Raw genomic sequence first — 22,521 nt, forward strand, 5'->3', positions numbered from 1 at the left:
CGCGCGACCCCCCGCGGGGGGGCGCCAGTGGGCCCCACCCCGACACCGCCCCCGCGCGCGCCCCCCCCCGCCCCCCCGGGACTCGTTGTTGCACTTGCCCGGCGGTGGACTCAGTTCGTCCGGCTGCCGACCGACTGCGCCAGGAACGGCCACGATGTTTTCAGGTCGTCCTCCCAGTAACCCCACGAGTGGGTGCCTACGGGTCGTTCGTCCAGCGTGACCGGAATGTTCAGCTCGCGCAGGCGGTTGGCGAGGTTCATCGTGCAGAAGTGCACCGCCGCTTCGATGGGTCCACCGAGGGCGATCTGGACCGGGAGCGGGATCCTGCCCTCCTGGACGCGTTTGTCGGCGGGTGTGTCGTGGGGTGCGGCGGGGAGGCCGGTGCCGGTGCTCAGGTAGACCTCGGTGCCGCGCAACCTCTCCGCGTTGACGAGCGGATCGTTGGCTCGCCACAGTGGGCCTGTGCGTGGCCCCCACATGTTCTCGATGCTCTGCCCGCCACCCCAGTTCTCGACCGTGATCCGGACGAATTCCTGGCCGATGGGGTCCGAAGTCTGCGCGCAACCGCTGTAGGAGGCCACGCTGTTCCAGAAACCCGGCTTGGCGATCGCCAGGTTCAGCACCGAGGTGCCACTCATCGACACACCCACCACGGTGCGGTTGCCGTCGGCCCGGAGGAATCCCTCGATCACCGACGGCAACTCGTCGTTGAGGAATGTCTGCCATTTGTTGCGGCCGAGCGCGGCGTCGTCGCGCACCCAGTCGGTGTAGTAGGAGCTGGCACCCCCGACCGGGGACACGACATTGACGTCCTTGCCGCTGAGGAACTCCACGGCATCGGTCTGCGCGTCCCATCCGCTCTCGTTCGGGCCGCCTTGGGAACCATTGAGCAGATACATTGTCGGCCGCGGGTTCTCGGTGTCGGCGGCCCGGATGACCTGCAACGGGATCGGCTTGTTCATCGCCGGGGAGAAGACGGTCACCAGCTGGCGCCTGCCGTCGATGTCGTCTGCCGAGACCACACGGGCGGTCTCGGGCTCGGCGGCAGCGACCCCGGCAGGCAGCGCCAGCCCGGTGAAGGCCAACGCGCCCACCAGCGCGGTGTGCGCCGTTGCCGTACGGATCGATCGGCGTGTTCGTCTCACTATGCGGAACCTCTCGTAGTGCGGGTCACCCCACGACCGTGCGTGAGGCATGAAGAGAGGTTCGGTCTGCCCCTTCCGGCGGTTTGGTCAACCGCTGTCGGAGTCCTCGAGTACGGGTCGGCGGCCGTGGTCAGCGGCTGAGGAACTCCTCGATCGCGGGCCAGGTCGTGTCGGCGGCGGACACCAAACCCAGGTGGCCGCCGCTGACCTCGACGAACTCGACCTGCGCGGCGTTCGGCAGCACCTCGAGGCCGCGGCGCACCGAGGCAGCGGGCACCACCACGTCGCCGCGGCTGCCCGCCAGCAGCACCCGGCAGGTGACCTTCGACAGTTCGATCACCAGGTCCGACCTCAATCGGATCGATCCGCTCGCGAGTTCGTTGCGCAGGACCAAGCTGCGGTGGATTTGCCAGTACGAGCGGCCAGGGTAGCCGGGCATGGTGGCCATGAACCGGTCGGTCGCCTCCATCTTGGCCAGCGCCTCGGTGTCGAAGGCGTTGCGGGCCAGGAACATCGGTTTGACGAGCTCGCGGTCGAAGGCCTGGATGCGGAAGCCCAGCCGGACGAATTCCTGCGGGATGCCGCCCATCAGTTTGGTCGCCAAGGCCATCTCCCGGCCACCGGTGATCTTGGCGAACAGGCGCAGCGGGATCAGGAACGCGGTGCGGGCCTGGTCGATCGGTGCGGCCAGGCAGGTGATGGAGGCGATCGGCAGGTCGGCGTGGGAGGCCGCGGTCAGCAGCGCGAGCACCCCGCCCAGTGACCAGCCGATGATGTCGACGCCACTGCCGTCGTGTTCTTCGGAGACCCGTGCGATCGCCTCGGGCAGGATGTCGTCGATCCAGTCCTCGAGGCCGAGATCGCGATCGGCGTAACCGAATTCGCCGTAGTCGATGACGTAGGGCTGCCTGCCCTGGTCGAGCAGGAAGCGCACCAGGCTCTGCCCTGGACGCAGGTCGAAGCACGCCGTGGTCACCGCGAGCGGCGGCACGAGCAGCACCGGATTGCCCTTCGCCGACGTGGTGCGGTCGTAGCGCTTCAAGTGCCGGTGTGCGCCGTCGTACACCGTCGTCGACGGCGCGGGGCGGTAGGACTCGAGTCCACCGCCGAACGACACCGACCACACATTGCGCACCGCGCGCGGCAGCTCGGCAACGATCCCCATCGGTAAACCCCTTACCTCACCAGTTACTGCCTGCCGGCAGACCCAATATCTCGTATCTTACCAGCGAGTAAGTTATGGCCTCATGCCGCGCGACGAGCTCTGCCCACCGTGCGACCCCTGCCGTGACCGGTCGCCGAGGCGGTGATCGGACGCCCGAACAACGCCTGTAGCGCGGCGTGCGCGAGGGCGCCGAGCCCGCGACGACCCGCGGGCAGCGCGAGCACGCTGCGCACGGTGCGGGTTTCCGACGGCGTCACCGCTACACCGGCGAATCGGTCGCCGAGCCAGTTCAGGCTCAACGGCGTCGACAGCGGCAGCAAGGTGATGTGTTCGCTCGCCCGGTCACGCAGGTAGGTCACATGCGCGCCGAGCTCGCGATAGCGCAGCACGAGCGCGTCGATGTCGGCCGCCGCGATGATCTGGTCGTGCACGGCTTGCACGACCAGCAGCGGTACCGCGGGCGCCCGGTCGCCGAGCGTGAGATCGGCGAAGACGGCCAGCATCGCCTCCATCGCGAGGAGCTCGGCGATCGGGGTACCGCTGTGCCGGTCGACGTTGTAGCGGGCCAGCCGCAGGACCGCGGCAGCGGTCGTCGACTGGGCGGCCTTGTCGAGCACCGCGCGGCCTTCGTCGCTGAAATGGGTGGCGACGAGCTCCTCGAACGCCGGATACACCCGGCGCAGCGCGGCGACGACGAGCGTCGGCAGCCCGGCGTGCAGGCCGCCGTTGAGCCGATGGAAGGTCGACACCAGATCACCCACCGGGGAGCCGAGCACGGCACCGACGATGTCGAGTTCGGGCGCGTAGGTCGGCGCCATTTCCGCGGCCCATGCCGTGGCCAGACCGCCGCCCGAGTAGCCCCACAGGCCGACCTGCGCCGACGGGTCGAGCCCGCCGGGTTCGAAGGCCAGTGCCGCGCGGATGCCGTCGAGTGCGCGGTAGCCCGGTTCGCGTGGCGCTCCCCACGCGCCGAGCATGCCTTCGTGATCCGGGATCGAGATGGCCCAACCCCTGGTCAGCGCGTCGACGAAGCACAGAAGCTCGACGTGGGCGAAGGTGCCGATGGCACGGGAGCCACGCTGCAACGCGTAGGACGGAAACGCCCGCGGCGAGATCGCGTCGATCGCGCACTGGAACGACAACAGTGGCGCACCGGCCGCGACACCGCCCATCGGCGCCACCACGGTGGTGACGGATGCCTCGGGCATACCGTTGAGGTCGGTCGTTCGATACAGCAGCTGCCAGGCCTGCACCTTCAGCCCGATCACCCCGAACGCGGCGAGTTCCACCGGTCGAGAGCGCAGGATCGTGCCCTCGGCGAGGCTCTCGAACCCGGGCCGCGGCGAGAAGAACGGATCCTTGTCCGGGAGCACGGCGTGCGTGGGCGCCGGCCAGCTTTCGGCCCTCATACGGCCCTGCGCGCGGGCTCGCTGCGGTAGCGCGACACCGGTCCGTCGATACCGAGCAGACGCCACACCCGCTTGGCGACAGGATTCATCAGGCCGATATCGGTCGTGAGCGCGCGAACATCGGTGAACACGTCCCGCTTGACGTGGCGCGAGTAGGGATTGCGCCAGTACGCGTCTCGAATGACCTCGCCCGGAATGCCGAACTTCTCGGCGAACTGTTTCGGCGGTGTCGCGATCATCGCCAGCATCACCCGCATGATGATCGGAAACGCTATCGACAGTACGGTTTTCGACACGAAGTTCATCGAGGGCACGTTGGTCCGAAGGTATTCGTGCGCGAACGAGATGTGCCTGGCCTCCTCGGCCACATGGATCTCCATCACCCGGTGCACCATCGGATGCGGGTCGGCGTCGCTGCGCAGCAACGCCTTCTGCAGGTGATCGATCGGCTCCTCGCCGCCGAGCACCAAGGCGAAGAAGAACCCTGGAAAGAACTTCACCGCGGGCCAGATGATCAACGTGAGCTTGCGATCGACCGAGCCCATGCCGATCACATCGCGATAGCCGATGCGGTTGATCATCTCCTGGAACATCATCGTGTGGTTGCACTCTTCGGCAGCCTCGTGGGTGATGTAGCGGAATTCCGGATCACCGTTGGGCACCGACGGCAGATACTGCATGAGCCCGCGGATGAGCAGCTGCTCGAAGTCGATACCCACCTTCGCGATGCAGGCCTGGCGCCACAGACCCATCGCGATCTGCTTGTCGACCGGCTGGGCTTTGTACCAGGGGTGGCGGCCGAGCGGGTCCACATCGGGCAGGATCCAGCGCGGGTCGTCGGAGTGCACGGCGAACTCGGGCGAGTCCCAGTCGATATCGATGTAGGGATCGAAGTGTTTGGTCACCGAGCCCTCGGACAGGCTCTGCAGGGCGTCGTGGTAGCTGGACAGCGTCATCGGTGTCTCCTCGGTGCGGTTCCACACCCAGTTTAGTGGTACCGGAGGTACCACACAAGGGTTGACGCTACTGCGTGTTACATCTAGTTCTCCGCCGTCAGTTCGGCGATCGACGTCCGCGGATCGAGCGTGACGCCGACCTCGCGCAGACTGGCGTCGATGATCGCCCAGATGGCGACCTGTAGGTAGGACGACAGTTCGCCGGCGTCCATCGGCTGCATCGACCGGCTCAGCCACCGGTTCACACTGCCGTCGACGAAGCTGACCAAGCCGAAGGCCATCGGCTCGGCGACTGCCACCGGCGCGGACTGTGCCCGCAGCGCGCTCACGAACACCTCACGGACGGTACCCGCGATGGCGATCTTGGTCCCGGACACGATCGGCGAGGCGTGATCTTTGCTGCCGCCCGATCCGGCGCCGAGGAAGTAGTGCAGGCGCGGGTTGGTCGCGATCCAGCCCACGTAGGCGTCGACCGAGCGCGCGATCGCCTCGGTGACGGTGCCCTCGGGGTTCAGGGTGGGGGCGAGTACTGCCATCAGGTCGTCGACGATCCGGGTGCGCAGTTGTTCGTCGAGGTCTTGGCGGTCTTTGAAGAGGCGGTAGAGGACCGAGCGGGGCACGCCGGCCAGGTCGGCGATCTCCTGGACTCCGACCGAGGCGCCTTGGGACTGCACGGCCTCGAGGGCGGCGGCGAGGATGAGTTCGCGGCGGTCGGCGCGGTGGCGGTCCCAGCGGCTGGCTCTGCCGTCGGTGCTCTGTGCGGTCACATCTCTCCCTTCACCGGGTTCATGGGGTCCGGAGTGGCGGTTTCCGTGTACTACGAACTGTAGTCCAGGGATTCCATCCCTCCGGACCGCAGGGGCGCGGTGATCGGCAGGTCAGGCGATCGCCCCGGCTCGGCGGAGACGGTCGGTCTCGTCGTCTCCGTAGCCGAGGTCCCGCAGTACCGCGCTGGTGTCGGCACCGGTTGTGCTGCCCGGCCGTGGGGTCGGCGCTGGGGTGCGCCCGAATCGCGGGGCGGGTGCGGGCTGTCTGATGCCGCCGACCTCGACGAAGGCGTCGCGGGCCTTGTTGTGCGGGTGCTCGTGTGCGTGCCATGGCGAAAGCACCGGTGACACACAGGCATCCGAGTCCGCGAACACCGCGGTCCACTCGTCGCGCGGCTTGGTGGCGAACACCGCGGCCAGCGCGTTGCGTAGTTCCTCGGCGCTGTCGAGGTCGTACTGCGCGGGCAACTCGGCCGATGCCAAACCGAGCCGGTCGAGCAGTTCGGTGTAGAAATGCGGCTCGACCGCGCCGACCGCGACATATCCGCCGTCGGCGCAGCGGTAGGTGTCGTAGTAGGCGCCGCCGCCGTCGAGCAGGTTCTCGCCCCGTTCGCCTTCCCACAGGCCCGCGGCGTGCATGCCGTGCAGGAACGAGGTCAGCAGGGCCGCACCGTCGACCATCGCGGCATCGACCACCTGGCCCAGGCCCGATCGCGTCCGTTCCTGGAGCACGGCGAGCACACCGACGACGAGAAGCATTCCGCCGCCACCGAAGTCGCCGAGCAGGTTCACCGGCGGGGTCGGCTGCTGTCCGGCTCGACCGAGCAGATCCAGCGCCCCGGCGACACCGATGTAGTTGATGTCGTGACCGGCGGCGTTCGCCAGCGGGCCGTCCTGGCCCCAGCCGGTCATCCGGCCGTAGATCAGTCCGGGATTGCGGTGCGCGCAGGCGTCGGGACCGATACCCATGCGCTCGGCCACGCCCGGCCGGAACCCTTCGACGAGGATGTCGGCGGTTTCGGCCAGGCGCAGAACGACTTCCCGGCCCTCGGGCGATTTCAGGTCAACCGCGATGGACTTGCGTCCGCGATCGAGCACACCCGACGGGGCGAGCAGCCCCGCCGAGTCACCGACGCGGTCCACGCGGATCACCTCGGCGCCGAGATCGGCCAGCACCATGCACGCGAAGGGTCCCGGTGCGAGACTGGCGATCTCGATCACCCGCAGACCGGCCAGTGGCCCGCCTGCCCGAGGGCCGGGAGTGCTCACCCGTTCACCGCCGCGTCCCGTGGCAGGCCGAGCATCCGCTCACCGATGACATTGAGCTGGACCTCGGTGGTGCCGCCGTAGATGGTGGTGGCACGGCCCGCGATGAGCTGTTCCATCGCGTGGTCGCTGCGCTCGCCGGGCACCGACACCACACCGGCGACCCCGAGTTCGGCGACGATGTACTCCGAAATCGCCTGACCCAGACCCATTCCCAGCAGCTTGGCGACGCTGGAGGTGGTGGACACGTCGATGCCGGACAGCTGCTTGAGCACCACCCGCGAACCGATCACGTCCACCGCCCGGCTCTCCGCCACGAGTTCGCCGATGTGATAGCGGGCCACCGGCGAGAGGTCGCGGCCGATCGCGAACCGCAGCAGGTCGGTGTCGGTGGCGTAGGCCTCCATCTTCTGGCTCAGCGCCACCCGCTCGCCCGCCAGCGTCGTGCGGGCCACGTGCCAGCCCTCGTCGACCGCACCGACCACGTTCTCGTCCGGGATGAACACGTCATCGAGGAACACCTCGTTGAACAGCGCCGATCCGGTCATCTCCCGCAGCGGGCGCACCGTGATGCCGGGCGAGGACATGTCGAGCACGAAGTAGGTGATGCCTTCGTGTTTGGGCTTGTCGGGGCTGGTGCGCGCGATCAGCATCGCCCAGTCGGAGAACTGGGCGACCGTGGTCCAGATCTTCTGTCCACTGATCCGCCAGCCACCGTCGACCTTGGTGGCCTTGGTGGTCAGGCTCGCCAGGTCCGAGCCCGCGCCCGGTTCGCTGAACAGCTGGCACCACACCAGTTCGCCGCGCAGCGTCGGCACGACCAGTTCCTGCTTCTGCCGTTCGTCGCCGTGCGGGACGAGCGCGCCGACCGCCCAGGTGCCCATCAGCAGCTGCGGCATCTGGATGCCGGAAGCCTTGATCTCCTGCGCGATCACGACCTGCTCGAGCGGCGAGGAGGAGCGACCGTAGGGGCGGGGCAGATGCGGCAGGTTCCAGCCGCCGTCACCGAGGGCGACGAGCTGGTCGTCCTCGTCGTCGATCGCCGCGATCTCGGCGAGTTCGGCACGCACCGCGGCGCGGATCTGTTCGGCCTCGGCGGGCAGTTCCAGTTCGCTGGACAGGGTCAGTCCCGACAGCGCGTAATCCGCCACCGCTTCCGCCCGTTCGTCGCGCGCACCGAGCTGACCGCGCAAGGCGAGGGCCCGTCGGTAGTACAGGTGCGCGTCGTGCTCCCAGGTGAAGCCGATGCCGCCGTGCACCTGGATGCATTCCTGGGCGACGTGCACCGCGGCGTCCGGAATGATCAGCGCGGCAACGGCTGCCGCGTAATCGGCGGTGTCGTCGTCGCGATCGAGGGCGAACGCGGCGTCCCACAGCACGGCCCGCGCCTTCTCCAGGGCGATACCCATCTGGGCGCACTTGTGTTTCACGCCCTGGAACTGGCCGATCGGCCGACCGAACTGCACTCGGGTCTTGGCGTACTCCGAGGCGGTCGACACACACCACGACATGACGCCGACCGCTTCGGCACCGAGCACCACCGCGGCCACCGAACGCACGCGGGCCGAACTCACGTCGAGCACCCGATCGATCGATACCTCGACCGAATCCGCCCGCAGCCGGGCCGAACCGCGCAGCACGTCGATGCTGTCCTGCGCGGTGATCGTCAGATCGATGTTCTCGAAGGCCACCCACCGCTGTTCGCCGGCCACCGCGACCGGCGCGATGATGACGTCGGCGGTGAGCGCGCCCATCACACCGTCGGCGGTGCCGCTGACGGTCAGCACGCCGTCCGAGAGCGCGCCGGTCAGGTTCGAGGCAGAAGCCACCGCACCGGTTCGCGACCCGTCCGCCAAACCGGCCAGAAGCTCTTTCGACTTGTCGTGGGCACCATCGGCATTCGCTGCCTGAGCGAGCACCGCGCTGGCGAGAACGGTCGACACGAAGGGCCCGGTGTGCACGCCACGCCCGAGCGGTTCGAGTGCGACGGCGAGGGTCAGCAGACCGGCGCCCTGACCGCCGAGGTCCTCGGCGATGTGCAGACCCAGCAGGTCCTGGGCGACGAGCGCGTCCCAATGCGGCAGCGCTTTGCCCGCATCGGTGGACTCGACCGCGGACCGGACGACCTCGGCCGTGATGGTTCGTTCGACGAAACCGGCGACCGCGTCGGCGAGGGCCAGATGATCCTCGCTGACGCCGACCCCGAGCTCATAACTGTTGCGCGCCATGGCTAGTTGGTCTCTTTCAGCTGGGCGGCCACCTCGTCGATGGTCCACGGTCCGTCGGTCTCGACGGTGCGCACGTCGTGCCAGCCGGCCAGTTCGACGATCGCACCGCCCTGGACGGCGAACACCTTGCCGGTGAGCGCGCAGTCGGCCTCGGCGAGGTGGGCGACCAGTGGGGAGATGTTGGCCGGGGCGAACGCGTCGAACTCGCCCTCGGGCACCTCGGCGGCGAACAGCGCGCCCATACCGGGGGTGGCCAGGGTCAGGCGGGTGCGCGCGATCGGGGCGATCGCGTTGACGCGCACGCCGTACCGTTCGAGCTCGTCGGCGGCGACCAGCGTCAGCGCGGCGATGCCCGCCTTGGCCGCACCGTAGTTGCCCTGTCCGGCGTTGGGCATGAACGTGCCGGAGGCCGAGGCGGTGTTGATCACCGAGGCCGACACCGGGTTACCGGCCTTGGACTGCGCCTTCCAGTACGCCGCGGCGTGGTGCAGGGTGGCGGCGTGGCCCTTGAGGTGCACCGCGATGACCGAATCCCACTGCGACTCGTCCATGCCCGCGATGAACGCGTCGCGCAGGATGCCCGCGTTGTTCACCACGATGTCGAGGGTGCCGTACTCGCCGATCGCCTGGTCGACCAACGTTTTCGCGCCGTCCCAGGTGGCGATGTTGTCGGTGTTGGCGACCGCGGTGCCGCCGGCGGCGACGATCTCGTCGACCACCTGCTGGGCCGGGCCCGAGTCGGTGCCGGTGCCGTCGTTGGCGCCGCCGAGGTCATTGACCACGACCTTGGCGCCTTCGCGGGCGAACAGCAGCGCGTGTTCGCGGCCGATGCCGCGACCGGCACCGGTGATGACCGCGACGCGACCGTCGAGTTTTCCCATGAGTCTTGTCTCCTAGTTGATTTCGACGCGGCCGTCGGTGATCGCGATCTGGCCCGCGGCTTCGGTCTCGAAGGCGTAGGCCCGCACGCCGGGATCATCGGATTCGGTGGGCCAGATGGTGGTGGTGATGTCCTGGCCGGGCAGCACCGGCTTGGCGAACCGCACGGCGAGCCTGCGCAGGCGCGCGGTGTCGCCGTCGGCGAGTTCGGTGAGCGCGGCCCACGAGGTGAACGCCATGGTGCACAGACCGTGGTTGATGATGCCGGGAAGCCCGGCCATGCGGGCGATCTCGTCGTCGAGGTGGATCGGCATCGGATCACCCGAGGCCGGTGAGTAGCGGAAGGTCTGGTCCTCGTCGATGTGGGCGGTGACCTTCGCGGCCGGATCAGCTGCCCGATCCTCGTCGGTGATCCGGTGGGCGGGCGCGAGTTCCCCTTCACCGGGGCCCGCGTCGACCTTGCGGAAGAACGCGGTCAGCCACTGCTCGTTGACGAGCTCGCCTGCCGAATCACGGGTTTCGGCATAGACGACCACGGTCGAACCGTTCGGGCGGCCGACATAGCCGATCGGCTTGGCCCGCACCACCAGCTCGTCACCGGCCCGGATCGGCCGGTGGAACAGGAAGTCCTGCTCACCGTGGACCAGCTTCATCAGCAGCTCCACCGGCGCGACCGACAGCGCGGCGGGCGCCATCGAGGTGAATACCGGCACCACCGCGAAGACCGGCGGCGCGATCTCGCCCGACAGGTGCGCGGCGATCGGATCATTGGTCGCCGCGGCGTATTCCGCGATCCGCTCGGCGGTGACCGAGAACCGCTCTTCGTCGGTCCACTCCCCCAGGCCGGAGCCGTCGAAGACGACTCCGGCCGATTCCGAGGTGGTCATGCGGCCGAACCCACGAGCTCGGTGAACTTGCCCATCGACTCCTTCAGATCGGCTTCGGCGTGCTTGGCCACGGCCTTGCCGATCGGGCCGACGATCATCGCACCCTTGAAGCTCGCGTCGAACGCGGCTGAGGAGCCGGTATCGGTGGCCTCCACCTTGAGGACGAATTCGATGGTGACGCCGGCCATTCCGGCACCGGTGATGCGCAGGAACGAGTTCGGGACGACCTCGGCGACGGTCCACTCGATCTTGTTGGCCATGTTCATCACCGACACGACCTCGGTGAAACGCGAGCCCGCGGCGAGCTCGGCGGGCAGATCGCCGCGCCAGCCCTGGTGGATGGTCAGCCATTCCTCCCAGTTGGCGAGATCGCTCAGCCGGGCCCACGCCAGCTCGGGGGCGACGGGAAGTGCGGTGGAAACGGACACAGATGCCATGGGTTACTCCTGGTGTGATTCGGTGGGGATGTTCAGCGGACGGCGGGGCGGTAGGCGGTCACCACGACCGCGCCACCGAGACCGATGTTGTGTTGCAGGGCGATTCGCGCGTCGGCGACCTGACGGGCGTCGGCGTCGCCGCGCAGCTGCCAGGTGAGTTCGCTGCACTGGGCCAGCCCGGTCGCGCCGAGGGGGTGTCCCTTGGAGATCAGGCCGCCCGACGGGTTGACGACCCACTGGCCGCCGAAGGTGGTGGCGTTGTCGTCGACGAGCCGACCACCCTCGCCGGGCGCGCACAGGCCGAGGGCCTCGTAGGTCAGCAGTTCGTTGGTGGAGAAGCAGTCGTGCAGTTCGATGACATCGATGTCGTCGGGGCCGATTCCGGCCTGCTCGTAGACCTTCAGCGCGGCGGTGCGCGACATGGAGGAACCGACCAGGTTGATCGCGGTCGGGTCGGTGAAGGTGGACTGCAGGTCGGTGACCATCGACTGCCCGACGATTTCCACGGCCCGATCGGCCAGGTTGTGCCGGTCGACGAAGTCCTCACTCGCGAGGATCACCGCGCCCGAACCGTCCGAGGTCGGCGAGCACTGCAGCTTGGTGAGCGGGCCGTAGATCTGCTTCGCCTCGAGGACTTCTTCGAGGCTGTATTCCTGCTGGAACTGCGCGTACGGGTTGTTCACCGAGTGCTTGTGGTTCTTCACGCCGATCTTGGCGAACTGCTCGGCGGTGGTGCCGTAGAGCTCCATGTGCTCCTTGCCCGCGGCACCGAACATGTACGGCGCGGGCGGCATGGCGAACTCCTGGAGTTCGGCCAGCGCCAGCAGGTGCTTCATCATCGGCTGCTCGCGGTCGTCGTAGGTCGAACCGAGCGAGCCCTTCTGCATCTTCTCGAAGCCGAGCGCGAGCGTGCACTCGGCGAGCCCGCCGCGAATCGCCTGTGCCGCGAGGTAGAGCGCCGTCGACCCGGTGGAACAGTTGTTGTTGACGTTGACCACCGGAATGCCGGTGAGCCCCAGCTCGTAGACCGCGCGCTGGCCCGAGGTGGACTCGCCGTACACGTAGCCGACGTAGGCCTGCTCGACCTGGTCGTAGTCGATTCCGGCATCGGCGAGCGCCTTGGTCCCCGCCTCGCGGGCCATGTCCGGATAGTCCCACTCCAGCGAACCCGGCTTCTCGAACTTCGTCATGCCGACGCCGACGACGAACACCTTCTGTGTCATGAACGCACTCCCGTGTGCCGTGTGTCCCGGATACCTGAGACACGGTGTCCATGTAATTTATGTTGGACACGGCGTCCAGGTCAATACCCCGGGGAATACGGCGCGAACACGACAAGGGCCGCACCGAGAACGGTGCGGCCCTGGTGGGTCGTGCTGGGTGAGTCAGCTCTGCTGGCCGAACCGGCGCGGCTTCTTCGCGCCCATGATGTCGGTCCACCACGATTGCAGCGGGCTCGGTTCGGGCCAGTGGACGGTCGGGTCTTCTTCCTCGGGGTCGGCGGGTGTCATGTCGGACGGGTCGTCGTCGAGATCGCTGGTCATGCGGATTCTTCCTCGGATCGATCGACGGCGCCGCAGCGGGGAAACGAGAGAAGGAACGAGAGCCGGTGACTCGAGGCCGAGTGCGGCGACGACGCGTTGGTCGCCGCTGGTCCACGGCTGACCTGGATCTGTTCAACCGTACACGGCGAGGGTAAACCCGCGGTCTCGATTCATCCGCTTCGGCACAATGCGAGTCACGTTCTGCAGCAACCCGTTTCGTGCACTCGCCGGTTCGCACTGCTAACGTGTCCGCATCGCCGAAGCGCCGGGCAGCGAGCCCGGACTCGACCGAACTCGCGCGCGCGGTGCCGAATCATGGTGCGGCGCAGATGGTGTGAGGGCAGGTATCGGCGAGAAGTCTCGTCGGAGAGACCGGCGAGGACCCGGCCACCACGGCTCTTCGGTCGGTACAAACGACAAAGGAACCGATGACTCCGACGCTCGCGGTCTTCTTGTTCTCCATCGCAACCCTCGTCCTGCTCGGCGCGGTCGCTGTCGCGCTCCAGGCGCTGCGCAACGAACGTCAGATCCGCGCCCGCCTGGTGGTGGCCGAGCGCGACCTCCAAGCCAAAGACGCGGCGATAGCGCAGATGTCACTCGCCCACGACGACGAGCTGCGTGCGCGAGAACACGAGGCGGCACTGGCCGAACGGGCCGCCGAAGACCACACCACGGCGCAGGTCGAGGCAGCGCGGGAGGCGACACGCGCCCAGGTCGCCGCCGACGCCCGGTCCGCCACCAGCAACGCGGTGCGCGCGTTCGGTACCACCGTGGTCAGTCTCGGTGCCGACGTCGGCCAGGTCGTGAGCAACGCGCTGCGGGAGAACCGCAACGACGAGGTCTACGCGACGCTCACCCGGATCGACCACACGGTCCAGCAGATGATCCGCCAGGCCCAGGCCTACGTCATCGTCTCGGGCGGGCTGCCCGGCAGACGCTGGCCGCAGCAGACCGTCGGCGACGTGGTGGGCGGCGCCACCGGGCGCGTGCGTGATTATCTGCGCGTGCGCACGGGCAACTGCGAACTGGTGGTGATGAGCCGGGCGGTCGAACCGCTCGTGCACACGGTCGCGACCCTGCTCGACAACGCGCTGCGCTACTCGCCGCCGTCGTCGTTCGTCGACATCTCCTACCAGCAGGGCCACCACGGCGTCACCGTGATCATCGACGACGCGGGCGTGCGGATGAGCCGCGAACAGATGGAGGAGGCACGTCAGGTGCTCTCGGGTGAACGCGTCGTCGACATCAACGCGCTCGGCCCGTCGCCGCGGGTCGGGTTCCCCGGTGTCGCCGCGCTCGCGCGCCGCTACGGCTTCGCCGCCTATGTCGACGGACCCAATATCTACGGCGGCACCAGGGCGATGGTGTTCGTTCCCGCCGCCCTGCTCGTCGCGGCCACCGAGGTGCACCGACCCAAACACGCCGAGGCACCGGAACCGGTAGCACCACAACCCGTTTCCGAGATCACCAGGCAGGCGCCCGAGCCGGAGGTGGCCGAGTACGACCGGACCACCGGTGGGCTGCCCAAACGAACCCGCCGCACCGTCGCCCCGGTCGACGAGCGCGCGGGCACCGCGGAGACGCTCGCCCGCCCCGAGCTCGCCGCGGCCTGGCACAGCGGCTCCCGACACGGTCGCGCCGCGGCCGCGCGTTCGACGAAAGGGCACGACAGCTGATGAGTACTCCGATCGCCAACAGCACCAACCGCCTCGCGTGGCTGCTGGACGACCTGGCTCTCGACGGCGTCCGCTTCGCGGTGTTGTTATCCGAGGACGGCCTACGCGTGGCGCATTCAGGCGCCATCACCACCGATGACGCGGAGCGTTTCGCGGCCGCCGCGTGCGGGCTGCGCTCGCTGGGTAAGGTTCTCGGCGAGTTCTGCGGCGGACTCTCGAATACAGTGCGCCAGAACATGACCGAATACGACGAGGGCATGGTCCTCATCACGGCCGCGGGCGCGGGCACCCTGCTCGGCGTCGCCACGACCGGCGATGTCGACCTCGCGCTCGTTGCCCATCGCATGAACGAGCTGGCCGCCAGGGTCGGCCACGAACTCGGCGCGTCGCCGAGGCACCGATCGTCGACTCAGGAGTACACGCTGTGACACTGGATGTTTCGCCGGACTCGCGTAGCGGCCAGGACCGGGTGCCGCTGTACTCACCGGAGTTCGCGGCCGATCCGCAGAGCACCTACCGCGCCATGCGGCACCGCTTCGGTTCGCTGGTGCCGGTCGACCTGGTGCCCGGGGTCCCGGCCACCCTCGTGATCGGCTACCGCACCGCGGTACAGATTCTCAACGATCCCGACCATTTCCCCGCCGACCCGAAGATGTGGCAGCGCGACATCCCCGCCGACTGCCCGGTGCTTCCGATGATGCGGTACCGCCCCAACGCGATTCGCACCGCGGGCGCGGAGCACACGCGCCACCGGCAGGTCACCGTCGCGGGCCTGGCGGGTGTCGACCTGTACCAGCTGCACCGCACCGTCGAGCAGATCGCGATGCCGGTGATCAACTCCTTCTGCGCCGACGGCAGCGCGGATCTGCTGAGCCAGTACGCCTTTCCCGTCATCTTCGCCACCATCAACGCGATGCTCGGTGTGCCCGCCGATATCGGCGGGCACATCGCGACCGGCATGGGGCAGATGTTCGAGGGCGGCGACACCGCGGCCAGCGGCACGCAGATGATGGAGGACGCGCTCTACGACCTGGTGCGGCTCAAGCAGAGCGAGCCCGGCGACGATGTGACCACCCGGTTGGTGCAGCATCCGCAGCGGCTCACCGACGAAGAGCTGATGAACCAGGTGCTCACGATGTACGGCGCGGGGATCGAGCCGATGCTCAATCTGATTCTCAATACGGTGCGGCTGATGCTCACCGATCAGCGTTTCGCGGGCAGCCTGCTCGGCGGCAGCCTGTCCACCCGCGACGCCCTCGACGAGGTGCTCTACACCGACCCGCCGATGGCCAACTTCTGCACCACCTATCCGCGTCAGCCGATCCTGGTCGACGACGTGTGGTTGCCCGCGCATCAGCCGGTCGTCATCAGCATGGCCGCGTGCAACAACGATCCCGCGATCGGGACCGGCGATTTCCTCGACAATCGCGCGCACCTGGCGTGGAGCACCGGCCCGCACGGCTGCCCGGCGAAGTCCCCGGCCTACCTGATCGCCCAGGAGGCCATCGACCAGCTCCTCGACGCGCTGCCGGAACTCGAACTGGCGGTCCCCGCCGACGAATTGGTCTGGCGGCCGGGTCCGTTCCACCGGGCGCTGGCCGGGCTGCCGGTGGTGTTCCCCAGCATGGCCCCGCTGGTGGTGCCCGGTAACTGACCCCTTGCTCGGCCGACCGACCGGGTCGGCCGAGCAAGTTCGGTGCTACGCGCCGTGCACGTAAGCGGGCAGGTGGCGGTGCCCGTTGGAGATGAAGCTGGGCACAGTGCCGAGTTCGGTCACGGGAGCGGCCAGCTTCAGGTCGGCGAACCGTTCGAACAGGGCGGGCAGCGACACCAGCGCCTCGAGGCGTGCCAGCGGAGCACCGAGGCAGTGGTGGGCACCGTAGCCGAACGCCATGTGCGACTGCTTCTCCCGCGTGGGATCGAACTCGTCGGCGGTCTCGCCGTGCAGCTTCGGATCACGACCGGCACCGGCGTAGCTCGCCAGAATCGGGTCACCCTTGGCGATCCGCACCCCGTCGATCTCGATGTCGTCCACCGCGAAACGCAAGGGCAGATGCGCGACCGGCGACTCGAATCGCAGTGTCTCCTCGACCAGATCGGGCCAGGTGATCTCGCCTGCGCGCACGCGCTCGAGCACATCGGGCCGGGTGAGCAGCGCGGTGATGGCCTGGTCGAGCAGATTCACGGTGGTCTCGTGACCGGCCGAGATCACCAGCAGCAGGGTGCCGACAAGCTCTTCCTCGGTGAGCTGGCCCTCGTCCTCGTCGCGCTGGACGATCAGCAGGCTCGTGATGTCGTCGCCGGGCTGTTCGCGGCGAAGTGCCACCAATTCACCGAGGATCCGGTACATCTCCATGTAATTGGCCTGCGACTGCTCCGGGGTGAGCGAGGTGTCGAAGATGCCGTCGATGCACGTCCGCAGCCCGGGGTTCAGCGATTCCGGCACCCCCATCAGCTCCGAGATCACCTGGATCGGCAGCGGATACGCGAACTGCTCGCGCAGGTCCACCGGCTGACCGGCCGGGGTCTGGGCCAGCTCGTCGAGCAGTTCGGTGGTGATGCGCTCGACCTGTCCGCGCATGGCCTCGGTGCGGCGCGCGGTGAAGGCGGGCGCCACCAACTTGCGCAGCCTGCGATGATCGGGGCCGTAGGCGGTGAACATGTTCGGCGCCGAAACCCACAGGTACAGCGGCCAATCCGGGGGGATCTCACCGGCCACGAACGCGGGCCAGTGCTGGCCGGCATCCTTGGAGACGCGGGGATCGATGAGCAGTTTCTCCAGCAGCGCGGCATCGGTGATCGACCATGCCTGTACCCCGCCCGGCAACTCGACCCTGGTGGCGGGACCGTGCGCCCTGATCTCGACGATCTCGCCCTGAATATCTTGCCCAGTCGGATCCATTACGACCCGATTCGTCACCGTTTCCACTGTGAAACCTCTCGATCACCCGGTGCCCCGTGGACCCCGGTTCTCCGCGATCGCAACGAAACATCTTGCTGGACTAGACCTTACGGTCCGTTAGCGATGCTACCGGCGGAACGTGTTCGTCGCAGTGAACACTTGGAATGTCGATCGCAACGCGAACTCGGCCTTCCACCGCCCTCAGCCGGGATATCCACGGCGTCCAGCTGTCGGCGCGGCGGGAATCTTGTACTGTCGCAGCCAGATCAGATGCTATGTCGCTGGTGGTTCTCCCTGGGCGGGCGCACCACTGTCAAGTTACAGAGGAGCAAGGCTCATGTCCGACGTGCAGACCCCGATGATCAGGACCGATATCCCCCATTCGGCACGGATCTGGAACTACTGGATGGGCGGTAAGGACCACTACGAGATCGACAAAATCGCCGGTGACGCCGGGCTCGCGGTCGACCCGGACATCTCGACCATGGCCGTGCAGTCGCGGCAGTTCCTGATCAGGGCCGTGCGCTTCCTCGCCAAGGAACGCGGCATCCGCCAGTTCCTCGATATCGGTACCGGGCTGCCGACGATGCAGAACACCCACGAGGTCGCCCAGGGTGTCACCGCCGACGCCCGCGTGGTGTACGTCGACAACGACCCACTGGTCCTCACCCACGCGCGCGCACTGCTGACCAGCACCACCGACGAAGGCGTCACCACCTACATCGACGCCGACTTCCACAATCCCGAGCAGATCGTCGCCGACGCGCGCAACGTGCTGAACTTCAACGAGCCGATCGCCGTGATGTTCATGGGCGTTCTCGGTCACGCCAAGACCTACGACGACCTGCTGCGCATCGTGCGCACGGTCGTCGGCGAGGTACCGTCGGGCAGCTACCTGATCATGTGGGACGGCACCGACGACAGCCAGGCCTACGTCACCCTGTGCGAGAACTACACCGGCACGGGCGGCACACCGTACGTCCCCCGCCCACAGGCCCAGATCCGCGGCGTCTTCGACGGTCTGGAGGTCGTCGAACCCGGCGTCGTCTCGATCACCGAGTGGCGCCCGGAAGCAACCCAGGTCGGCGAGGTCCGCCCGATCTCGGCCTATGGCGCGGTCGCCCGCAAACCCTGACCCACGCCGCGAACGGCGGCGGACACCGCTGCCGCCGAAGTTCCCGATCCGCCCCGTTCGATACGTGCTCGAACGGGGCGTCGACGTTGTTCCGGTGACCGCCCAGCAGTGGTTTACCTGCGGATTCGGATGACTCCGCGAGAACAGATAAGGTGATACGGGGAGTTACACATAGTTTTCTCCTGTCGTCGCGACGTATCCGGAGAATTCACATGGGCCCCCTGTCTGTTGCACTGCGCAACGCGGTCGCACTCTTGCGCGACGGTGTCGAGCCGTACGCGCCGACGCCGTCGGACATCGTCTACGACGAACCGCACCGCAGGCTGCTGCGCTACCGGCGCTCCACCCCCGCCACGGGCGATCCCGTGCTGCTCGTGCCGCCGCTCGCGGTGACGATCTCCTGCTACGACATGCGGCCGAGCCAGAGCCTGGTGCGCTTCCTGCTCGACCTGGGGCGCGAGGTCTATGTGCTCGACTACGGCGAGATCACCTACGCGGACCGCGATCTCGGCTTCGAGGAGTGGGTCGACGACATCGTGCCGACAGCGATCGACGCGGTCAGCACGGACAACGATCACTCCCCTGTCGACCTGATCGGCTGGTCGTTCGGTGGCACCATCAGCGTCCTCACCGCCGCGGGGCACCCCGACCTGCCGATCGGGTCGGTCACCGCGGTGGGGACCCCGTTCGATCAGCGCCGCAACGGCCAGATCTCGGTGGCTCGCAGGTTCGGACAGCTCACCGGCGGCCGCGAGGTCACCTTTCCGGTGCGCGTCGCCGGTGGCGTGCCGAAGTACGGGGTGCGGGCCGGTTTCCGCATCCAGTCGATCGACCGCGAACTCACCAAGCCCTGGTACATCGCCCGCAATATCGCCGATACTGAAGCACTGGCCCGCATGCAATCGGTGGATCGGTTCATGGACACCATGCCCGGCTACCCGGGCCGGTTCTATCGCCAAGCCTACCGGCAACTGATCATCCGCAACGAAATGTTCAAGGGCACAGTGCATCTGGGTCCGGATCGCGCGATCGATCTGACCGGACTCACCGCGCCGACGCAGCTGATCGGCGGCACCAAGGACGCCCTGGCCTCGTCGGCGTCCGTCGCGGCGGGCATCGGGGTCCTCACCGGCGCCTCGGAGGTTCGCTTCACCGAGGTCCCGGGAAGCCACCTCGGCATCATCGCGGGGCCTGCCGCCCGCGACACCACGTGGGCGACGATCGCGGACTTCCTCGACAGTGTGCGCTCGCCCAGCAGGACCCCCTCACCCACCCACTGACCGGACGTGTCGACGAACTGTGGTCAGCGAACAGCCGCGCCACCGTTCATCGAGACGCGCCGCTTACGGCGCGGGCATTACGCGCCGCGCATGGCCCGATAGACGGCCGAGCCGACGAAGGCGCCGAGATCATCGGGATTCCACTCGTCCTGGTTGGCGAACAGGGTTCGGACCGCGCTTTCGGCGGCCGACACCCACAGCTCCACCAGAGCGGGTAATTTACGCTCGGCGTCGTTGATGCCCCATGCCTGCAGGGTCGGACGCAGCAGCGCCGTGCAGCGCTCGACGGCAAGCCGCCGACCACGACCGAACGAGCCGGCGACCGCGGGGTCGGGGTTGCCGTAGATCAGTCGCCAGGCGTCGGGACGATCGGCTGCCTTGTGGAGCAGCGTGCGGAACCCCTCGACGAAGACCGTCTCGTCGGCGTCGGTCGCGCGCGGCGGTAGCACGTCGAGCACACCGGAGATCAGGAAACTCTCCTCGCGCTGGATCAGCGCGTCGATCAATTCGACCCGATCCGGGAAGCAGGCGTACACCACCGGGCGGGTCACCTTCATGTAGTCCGCGACCGCGCCCATCGTGACCGCGGCGACGCCGTCGTCGGCGGCGATGGCCAGAGCCGCGTCGAGCACCTGCGGCCTGCGCCGCTCGGGGCCGAGGTGCGCGGCCCGCCCTCGCCGCTGCACTACCGACTCGCTAACCATGAGCCCACAATAGCAACCCATCCGGTGTTCCTACATCGATGTACGAAAATGCTACAGTGACGAATGAAGCGTCCCGACCCTGCCGGACGCCCGCAGGAGGAGCGACGATGCCCCAGGATTTCTTCAACCCGAACACCGCCGACTTCGCCCAGTTCGATCCGCAGACGCGCAGACTGTTGCGCGCGACGGTCGACTGGTTCGAGACCCGCGGCAAGACCCAGCTGCTCGATGACGATCGATCCCGCGTCTGGCCGTCGGACTTCCTCGACTTCGTCAAGCGCGAGCGCCTGTTCGCCACCTTCCTCACCCCGGCGGCTGAGGCAGGCGGTGACCCGGACAAGCGCTGGGATACCGCACGCAACGCGATGCTGAGCCAGATCTTCGGCTTCTACGGCATGACCTACTGGTACATCTGGCAGGTCACCATCCTCGGCCTCGGCCCGATCTGGCAGAGCGACAACACCGCGGCCAAGCAGAAGGCCGCCGCGCAGCTCGACTCCGGTGAGATCTTCGCCTTCGGCCTGTCGGAGAAGGAGCACGGCGCCGACGTGTACTCCACCGACATGATCGTCGACCCGCAGCCCGACGGTGGTTACACCGCCACCGGCGGCAAGTACTACATCGGCAACGGCAACCTGGCCTCGATGGTGTCGGTATTCGGCCGTCGTTCGGACAAGCCGATCATCGACAGCGCAGCGGCATTGCGGGGCAAGCCGACTCAGGAGGATTACGAGGGGTATCTCTTCTTCGTCGCCGACTCCCAGCACGAGGCGTACAAGCTGCGCAAGAATGTCGTCAACAGCCAGATCTATGTCGCCGCTTTCGATCTGGAGAACTACCCCGTCGCCGAGGAGGACATCCTCCACCGCGGCGAGGACGCGTTCCACGCGGCGATGAACACGGTCAACGTGGGCAAGTTCAACCTCGGCTTCGGTGCGGTCGGCGCCTGTGAGCACTCCTTCTACGAGGCGATCAACCACGCCGAGAACCGGATTCTGTTCGGGCACAAGGTCACCGAGTTCCCCCAGGTCCGGGCGCTGATCACCGATTCCTACGCGCGCATCGCCGCGATGAAGCTCTACAGCGCCCGCGCGGTGGACTACATGCGTTCGGCATCGCCCGACGATCGTCGCTACCTGCTGTTCAACGCCATCGAGAAGATGTCGGTGACCCGCCAGGGACAGCGCGTGATCGAGGACCTCGCCGACGTGATCGCCGCGCGTGGGTTCGAGAACGACATGTACTTCCCGGTCGCGATGACGGCCATGTTCGGCCTGCCCCGGCTCGAGGGCACCGTCCACGTCAACATGGCGCTGTCGCTGAAGTTCATGGCCAACTACATGTTCCACCCCGCCGACGCGGGCCTGGCCGCGATGCAGTCGCTGCCGGGTGCCTCGGTGGCATCCAAGGGAACCACCCGCGCGGTCGCCGGTGCGCTGAGCTGGTCGAGTCGCAAGATCACCCCGCGCCTCGGCGCGGTCGTGAAGCCGCTGCGTGCCGAATTCGCCAGTGCCGCTTACGCTCCGGTGCCATCGCGGCACGACACCGCCGACGACGAGTTCCTGTTCCGGCAGGGCCCGAGCAGTGGTCTCGGCCGGATTCGCTTCGCGGACTGGCGACCGGTTTTCGAGAGCTTCCGCGAGGTACCCAACGTGGCGGTGTTCCTCGAGCAGGTGCTCGCGCTGCAGGCCCTGCTCGCGGTTGCCGCACCGACATCGTCGCAGCAGCAGGACGTGGACTTCCTGTTCGCGTTCGGTGAGCTGTTCACCGCGGTGCCCTACGCGCAGCTGGTGCTGGAGCAGGCGCGCATCGACGGCACCGATCCGGCGGTGATCGACCAGATCTTCGACGGCTTCGTGCGCACCTTCTCCGCGAACGCGCTCAACCTGCACAACAAGCCGACCGCCACCCCCACCCAGCAGCGCCGGGCCCTCGACCTGGTTCGTCGTCCCGTGTTCGACGACGCTCGTTTCGAGCGCGTGCTCGGCAAGGCACGCGCCCTGGCCGGAACCTACGAAATGAAGGTCTGACCCAGCGCCGACGGGGGCCCGCCCCCCCGGGAGAGGGGGGGGGCGGGGGCGAAGAGAGTGGAGGGGCATGGTGGGGTGTTTGGGGGGCAGGGGGAGGCCCCCCCCCAACAG

At 67.8% G+C, this 22,521-nt stretch carries 20 protein-coding genes; 6 read left to right on the plus strand and 14 right to left on the minus strand.

Features of this window, described 5'->3' with window-relative positions:
* Positions 1–110 precede the first annotated feature (110 nt).
* The 12 genes from ACFWPX_RS07690 to ACFWPX_RS07745 form a co-directional block, all read right to left on the minus strand.
* Complete coding sequence (locus ACFWPX_RS07690) at positions 111–1,148, minus strand: alpha/beta hydrolase (protein ID WP_378921359.1); 1,038 nt, start codon at positions 1,146–1,148, stop codon at positions 111–113.
* Between the two features lie 127 nt (positions 1,149–1,275).
* Positions 1,276–2,310, minus strand: coding sequence for an alpha/beta fold hydrolase (locus ACFWPX_RS07695; protein WP_378926691.1), 1,035 nt, complete (start codon positions 2,308–2,310; stop codon positions 1,276–1,278).
* Between the two features lie 80 nt (positions 2,311–2,390).
* Positions 2,391–3,719 carry a lipase family protein gene (locus tag ACFWPX_RS07700; RefSeq protein ID WP_378926692.1) on the minus strand — a complete coding sequence of 443 codons (1,329 nt, stop codon included), beginning with the start codon at positions 3,717–3,719 and terminating at the stop codon, positions 2,391–2,393.
* On the minus strand, positions 3,716–4,675 hold the full coding sequence (locus ACFWPX_RS07705; RefSeq protein WP_378926693.1) for a diiron oxygenase: 960 nt from the start codon (positions 4,673–4,675) through the stop codon (positions 3,716–3,718). Before ACFWPX_RS07705 ends, ACFWPX_RS07700 begins: the two co-directional genes overlap by 4 nt.
* 83 nt (positions 4,676–4,758) lie before the next feature.
* The gene (locus ACFWPX_RS07710; RefSeq protein ID WP_378926694.1) at positions 4,759–5,442 is read right to left on the minus strand and encodes a TetR/AcrR family transcriptional regulator; all 684 of its coding nucleotides are present in this window, start codon (positions 5,440–5,442) and stop codon (positions 4,759–4,761) included.
* A gap of 111 nt (positions 5,443–5,553) precedes the next feature.
* Complete coding sequence (locus tag ACFWPX_RS07715) at positions 5,554–6,711, minus strand: CaiB/BaiF CoA transferase family protein (RefSeq protein ID WP_378926695.1); 1,158 nt, start codon at positions 6,709–6,711, stop codon at positions 5,554–5,556.
* A complete protein-coding gene (locus ACFWPX_RS07720) occupies positions 6,708–8,936 on the minus strand; it encodes an acyl-CoA dehydrogenase (RefSeq protein WP_378926696.1) in 2,229 nt (742 codons plus the stop codon). Before ACFWPX_RS07720 ends, ACFWPX_RS07715 begins: the two co-directional genes overlap by 4 nt.
* 2 nt (positions 8,937–8,938) lie before the next feature.
* A complete protein-coding gene (locus ACFWPX_RS07725) occupies positions 8,939–9,817 on the minus strand; it encodes an SDR family oxidoreductase (protein ID WP_378926697.1) in 879 nt (292 codons plus the stop codon).
* A 12-nt stretch (positions 9,818–9,829) separates the two neighbouring features.
* Positions 9,830–10,702 carry a MaoC/PaaZ C-terminal domain-containing protein gene (locus ACFWPX_RS07730; RefSeq protein ID WP_378926698.1) on the minus strand — a complete coding sequence of 291 codons (873 nt, stop codon included), beginning with the start codon at positions 10,700–10,702 and terminating at the stop codon, positions 9,830–9,832.
* Positions 10,699–11,139, minus strand: a complete 441-nt coding sequence (locus tag ACFWPX_RS07735; RefSeq protein ID WP_378921323.1) for an SRPBCC family protein — start codon at positions 11,137–11,139, stop codon at positions 10,699–10,701. Before ACFWPX_RS07735 ends, ACFWPX_RS07730 begins: the two co-directional genes overlap by 4 nt.
* A gap of 32 nt (positions 11,140–11,171) precedes the next feature.
* Positions 11,172–12,362, minus strand: coding sequence for a lipid-transfer protein (locus ACFWPX_RS07740; RefSeq protein ID WP_378921321.1), 1,191 nt, complete (start codon positions 12,360–12,362; stop codon positions 11,172–11,174).
* A gap of 162 nt (positions 12,363–12,524) precedes the next feature.
* Positions 12,525–12,683, minus strand: coding sequence for a hypothetical protein (locus ACFWPX_RS07745; RefSeq protein ID WP_194827454.1), 159 nt, complete (start codon positions 12,681–12,683; stop codon positions 12,525–12,527).
* Positions 12,684–13,111: 428 nt separating this feature from the next.
* On the opposite strand from ACFWPX_RS07745, the gene ACFWPX_RS07750 reads away from it, so the two are divergent.
* From ACFWPX_RS07750 to ACFWPX_RS07760, 3 genes are read left to right on the plus strand one after another with little or no spacing between them, the layout of a single operon-like run.
* Entirely contained in the window at positions 13,112–14,359 is a 1,248-nt protein-coding gene (locus ACFWPX_RS07750) for a sensor histidine kinase (protein WP_378926699.1), read from the plus strand.
* The gene (locus ACFWPX_RS07755) at positions 14,359–14,787 is read left to right on the plus strand and encodes a roadblock/LC7 domain-containing protein (RefSeq protein ID WP_378926700.1); all 429 of its coding nucleotides are present in this window, start codon (positions 14,359–14,361) and stop codon (positions 14,785–14,787) included. The genes ACFWPX_RS07750 and ACFWPX_RS07755 overlap by 1 nt, the downstream gene beginning before the upstream one ends.
* 2 nt (positions 14,788–14,789) lie before the next feature.
* Complete coding sequence (locus ACFWPX_RS07760) at positions 14,790–16,013, plus strand: cytochrome P450 (RefSeq protein ID WP_378921357.1); 1,224 nt, start codon at positions 14,790–14,792, stop codon at positions 16,011–16,013.
* A 45-nt stretch (positions 16,014–16,058) separates the two neighbouring features.
* Here ACFWPX_RS07760 and ACFWPX_RS07765 read toward each other — a convergent pair whose 3' ends face one another.
* A complete protein-coding gene (locus tag ACFWPX_RS07765; protein WP_378921355.1) occupies positions 16,059–17,261 on the minus strand; it encodes a cytochrome P450 in 1,203 nt (400 codons plus the stop codon).
* A gap of 337 nt (positions 17,262–17,598) precedes the next feature.
* Here ACFWPX_RS07765 and ACFWPX_RS07770 point away from each other — a divergent pair, with 337 nt between their 5' ends.
* Complete coding sequence (locus ACFWPX_RS07770) at positions 17,599–18,396, plus strand: SAM-dependent methyltransferase (protein ID WP_378921313.1); 798 nt, start codon at positions 17,599–17,601, stop codon at positions 18,394–18,396.
* A gap of 212 nt (positions 18,397–18,608) precedes the next feature.
* A complete protein-coding gene (locus tag ACFWPX_RS07775) occupies positions 18,609–19,676 on the plus strand; it encodes an alpha/beta fold hydrolase (protein WP_378926701.1) in 1,068 nt (355 codons plus the stop codon).
* A 77-nt stretch (positions 19,677–19,753) separates the two neighbouring features.
* On the opposite strand, the gene ACFWPX_RS07780 is transcribed toward ACFWPX_RS07775, so the two are convergent.
* Entirely contained in the window at positions 19,754–20,380 is a 627-nt protein-coding gene (locus tag ACFWPX_RS07780) for a TetR/AcrR family transcriptional regulator (protein ID WP_378921311.1), read from the minus strand.
* A 107-nt stretch (positions 20,381–20,487) separates the two neighbouring features.
* On the opposite strand from ACFWPX_RS07780, the gene ACFWPX_RS07785 reads away from it, so the two are divergent.
* Complete coding sequence (locus tag ACFWPX_RS07785) at positions 20,488–22,410, plus strand: acyl-CoA dehydrogenase family protein (protein WP_378926702.1); 1,923 nt, start codon at positions 20,488–20,490, stop codon at positions 22,408–22,410.
* Positions 22,411–22,521: the final 111 nt, after the last annotated feature.

This window comes from Nocardia sp. NPDC058518 (genome assembly GCF_042719655.1).
Classification (GTDB): domain Bacteria; phylum Actinomycetota; class Actinomycetes; order Mycobacteriales; family Mycobacteriaceae; genus Nocardia.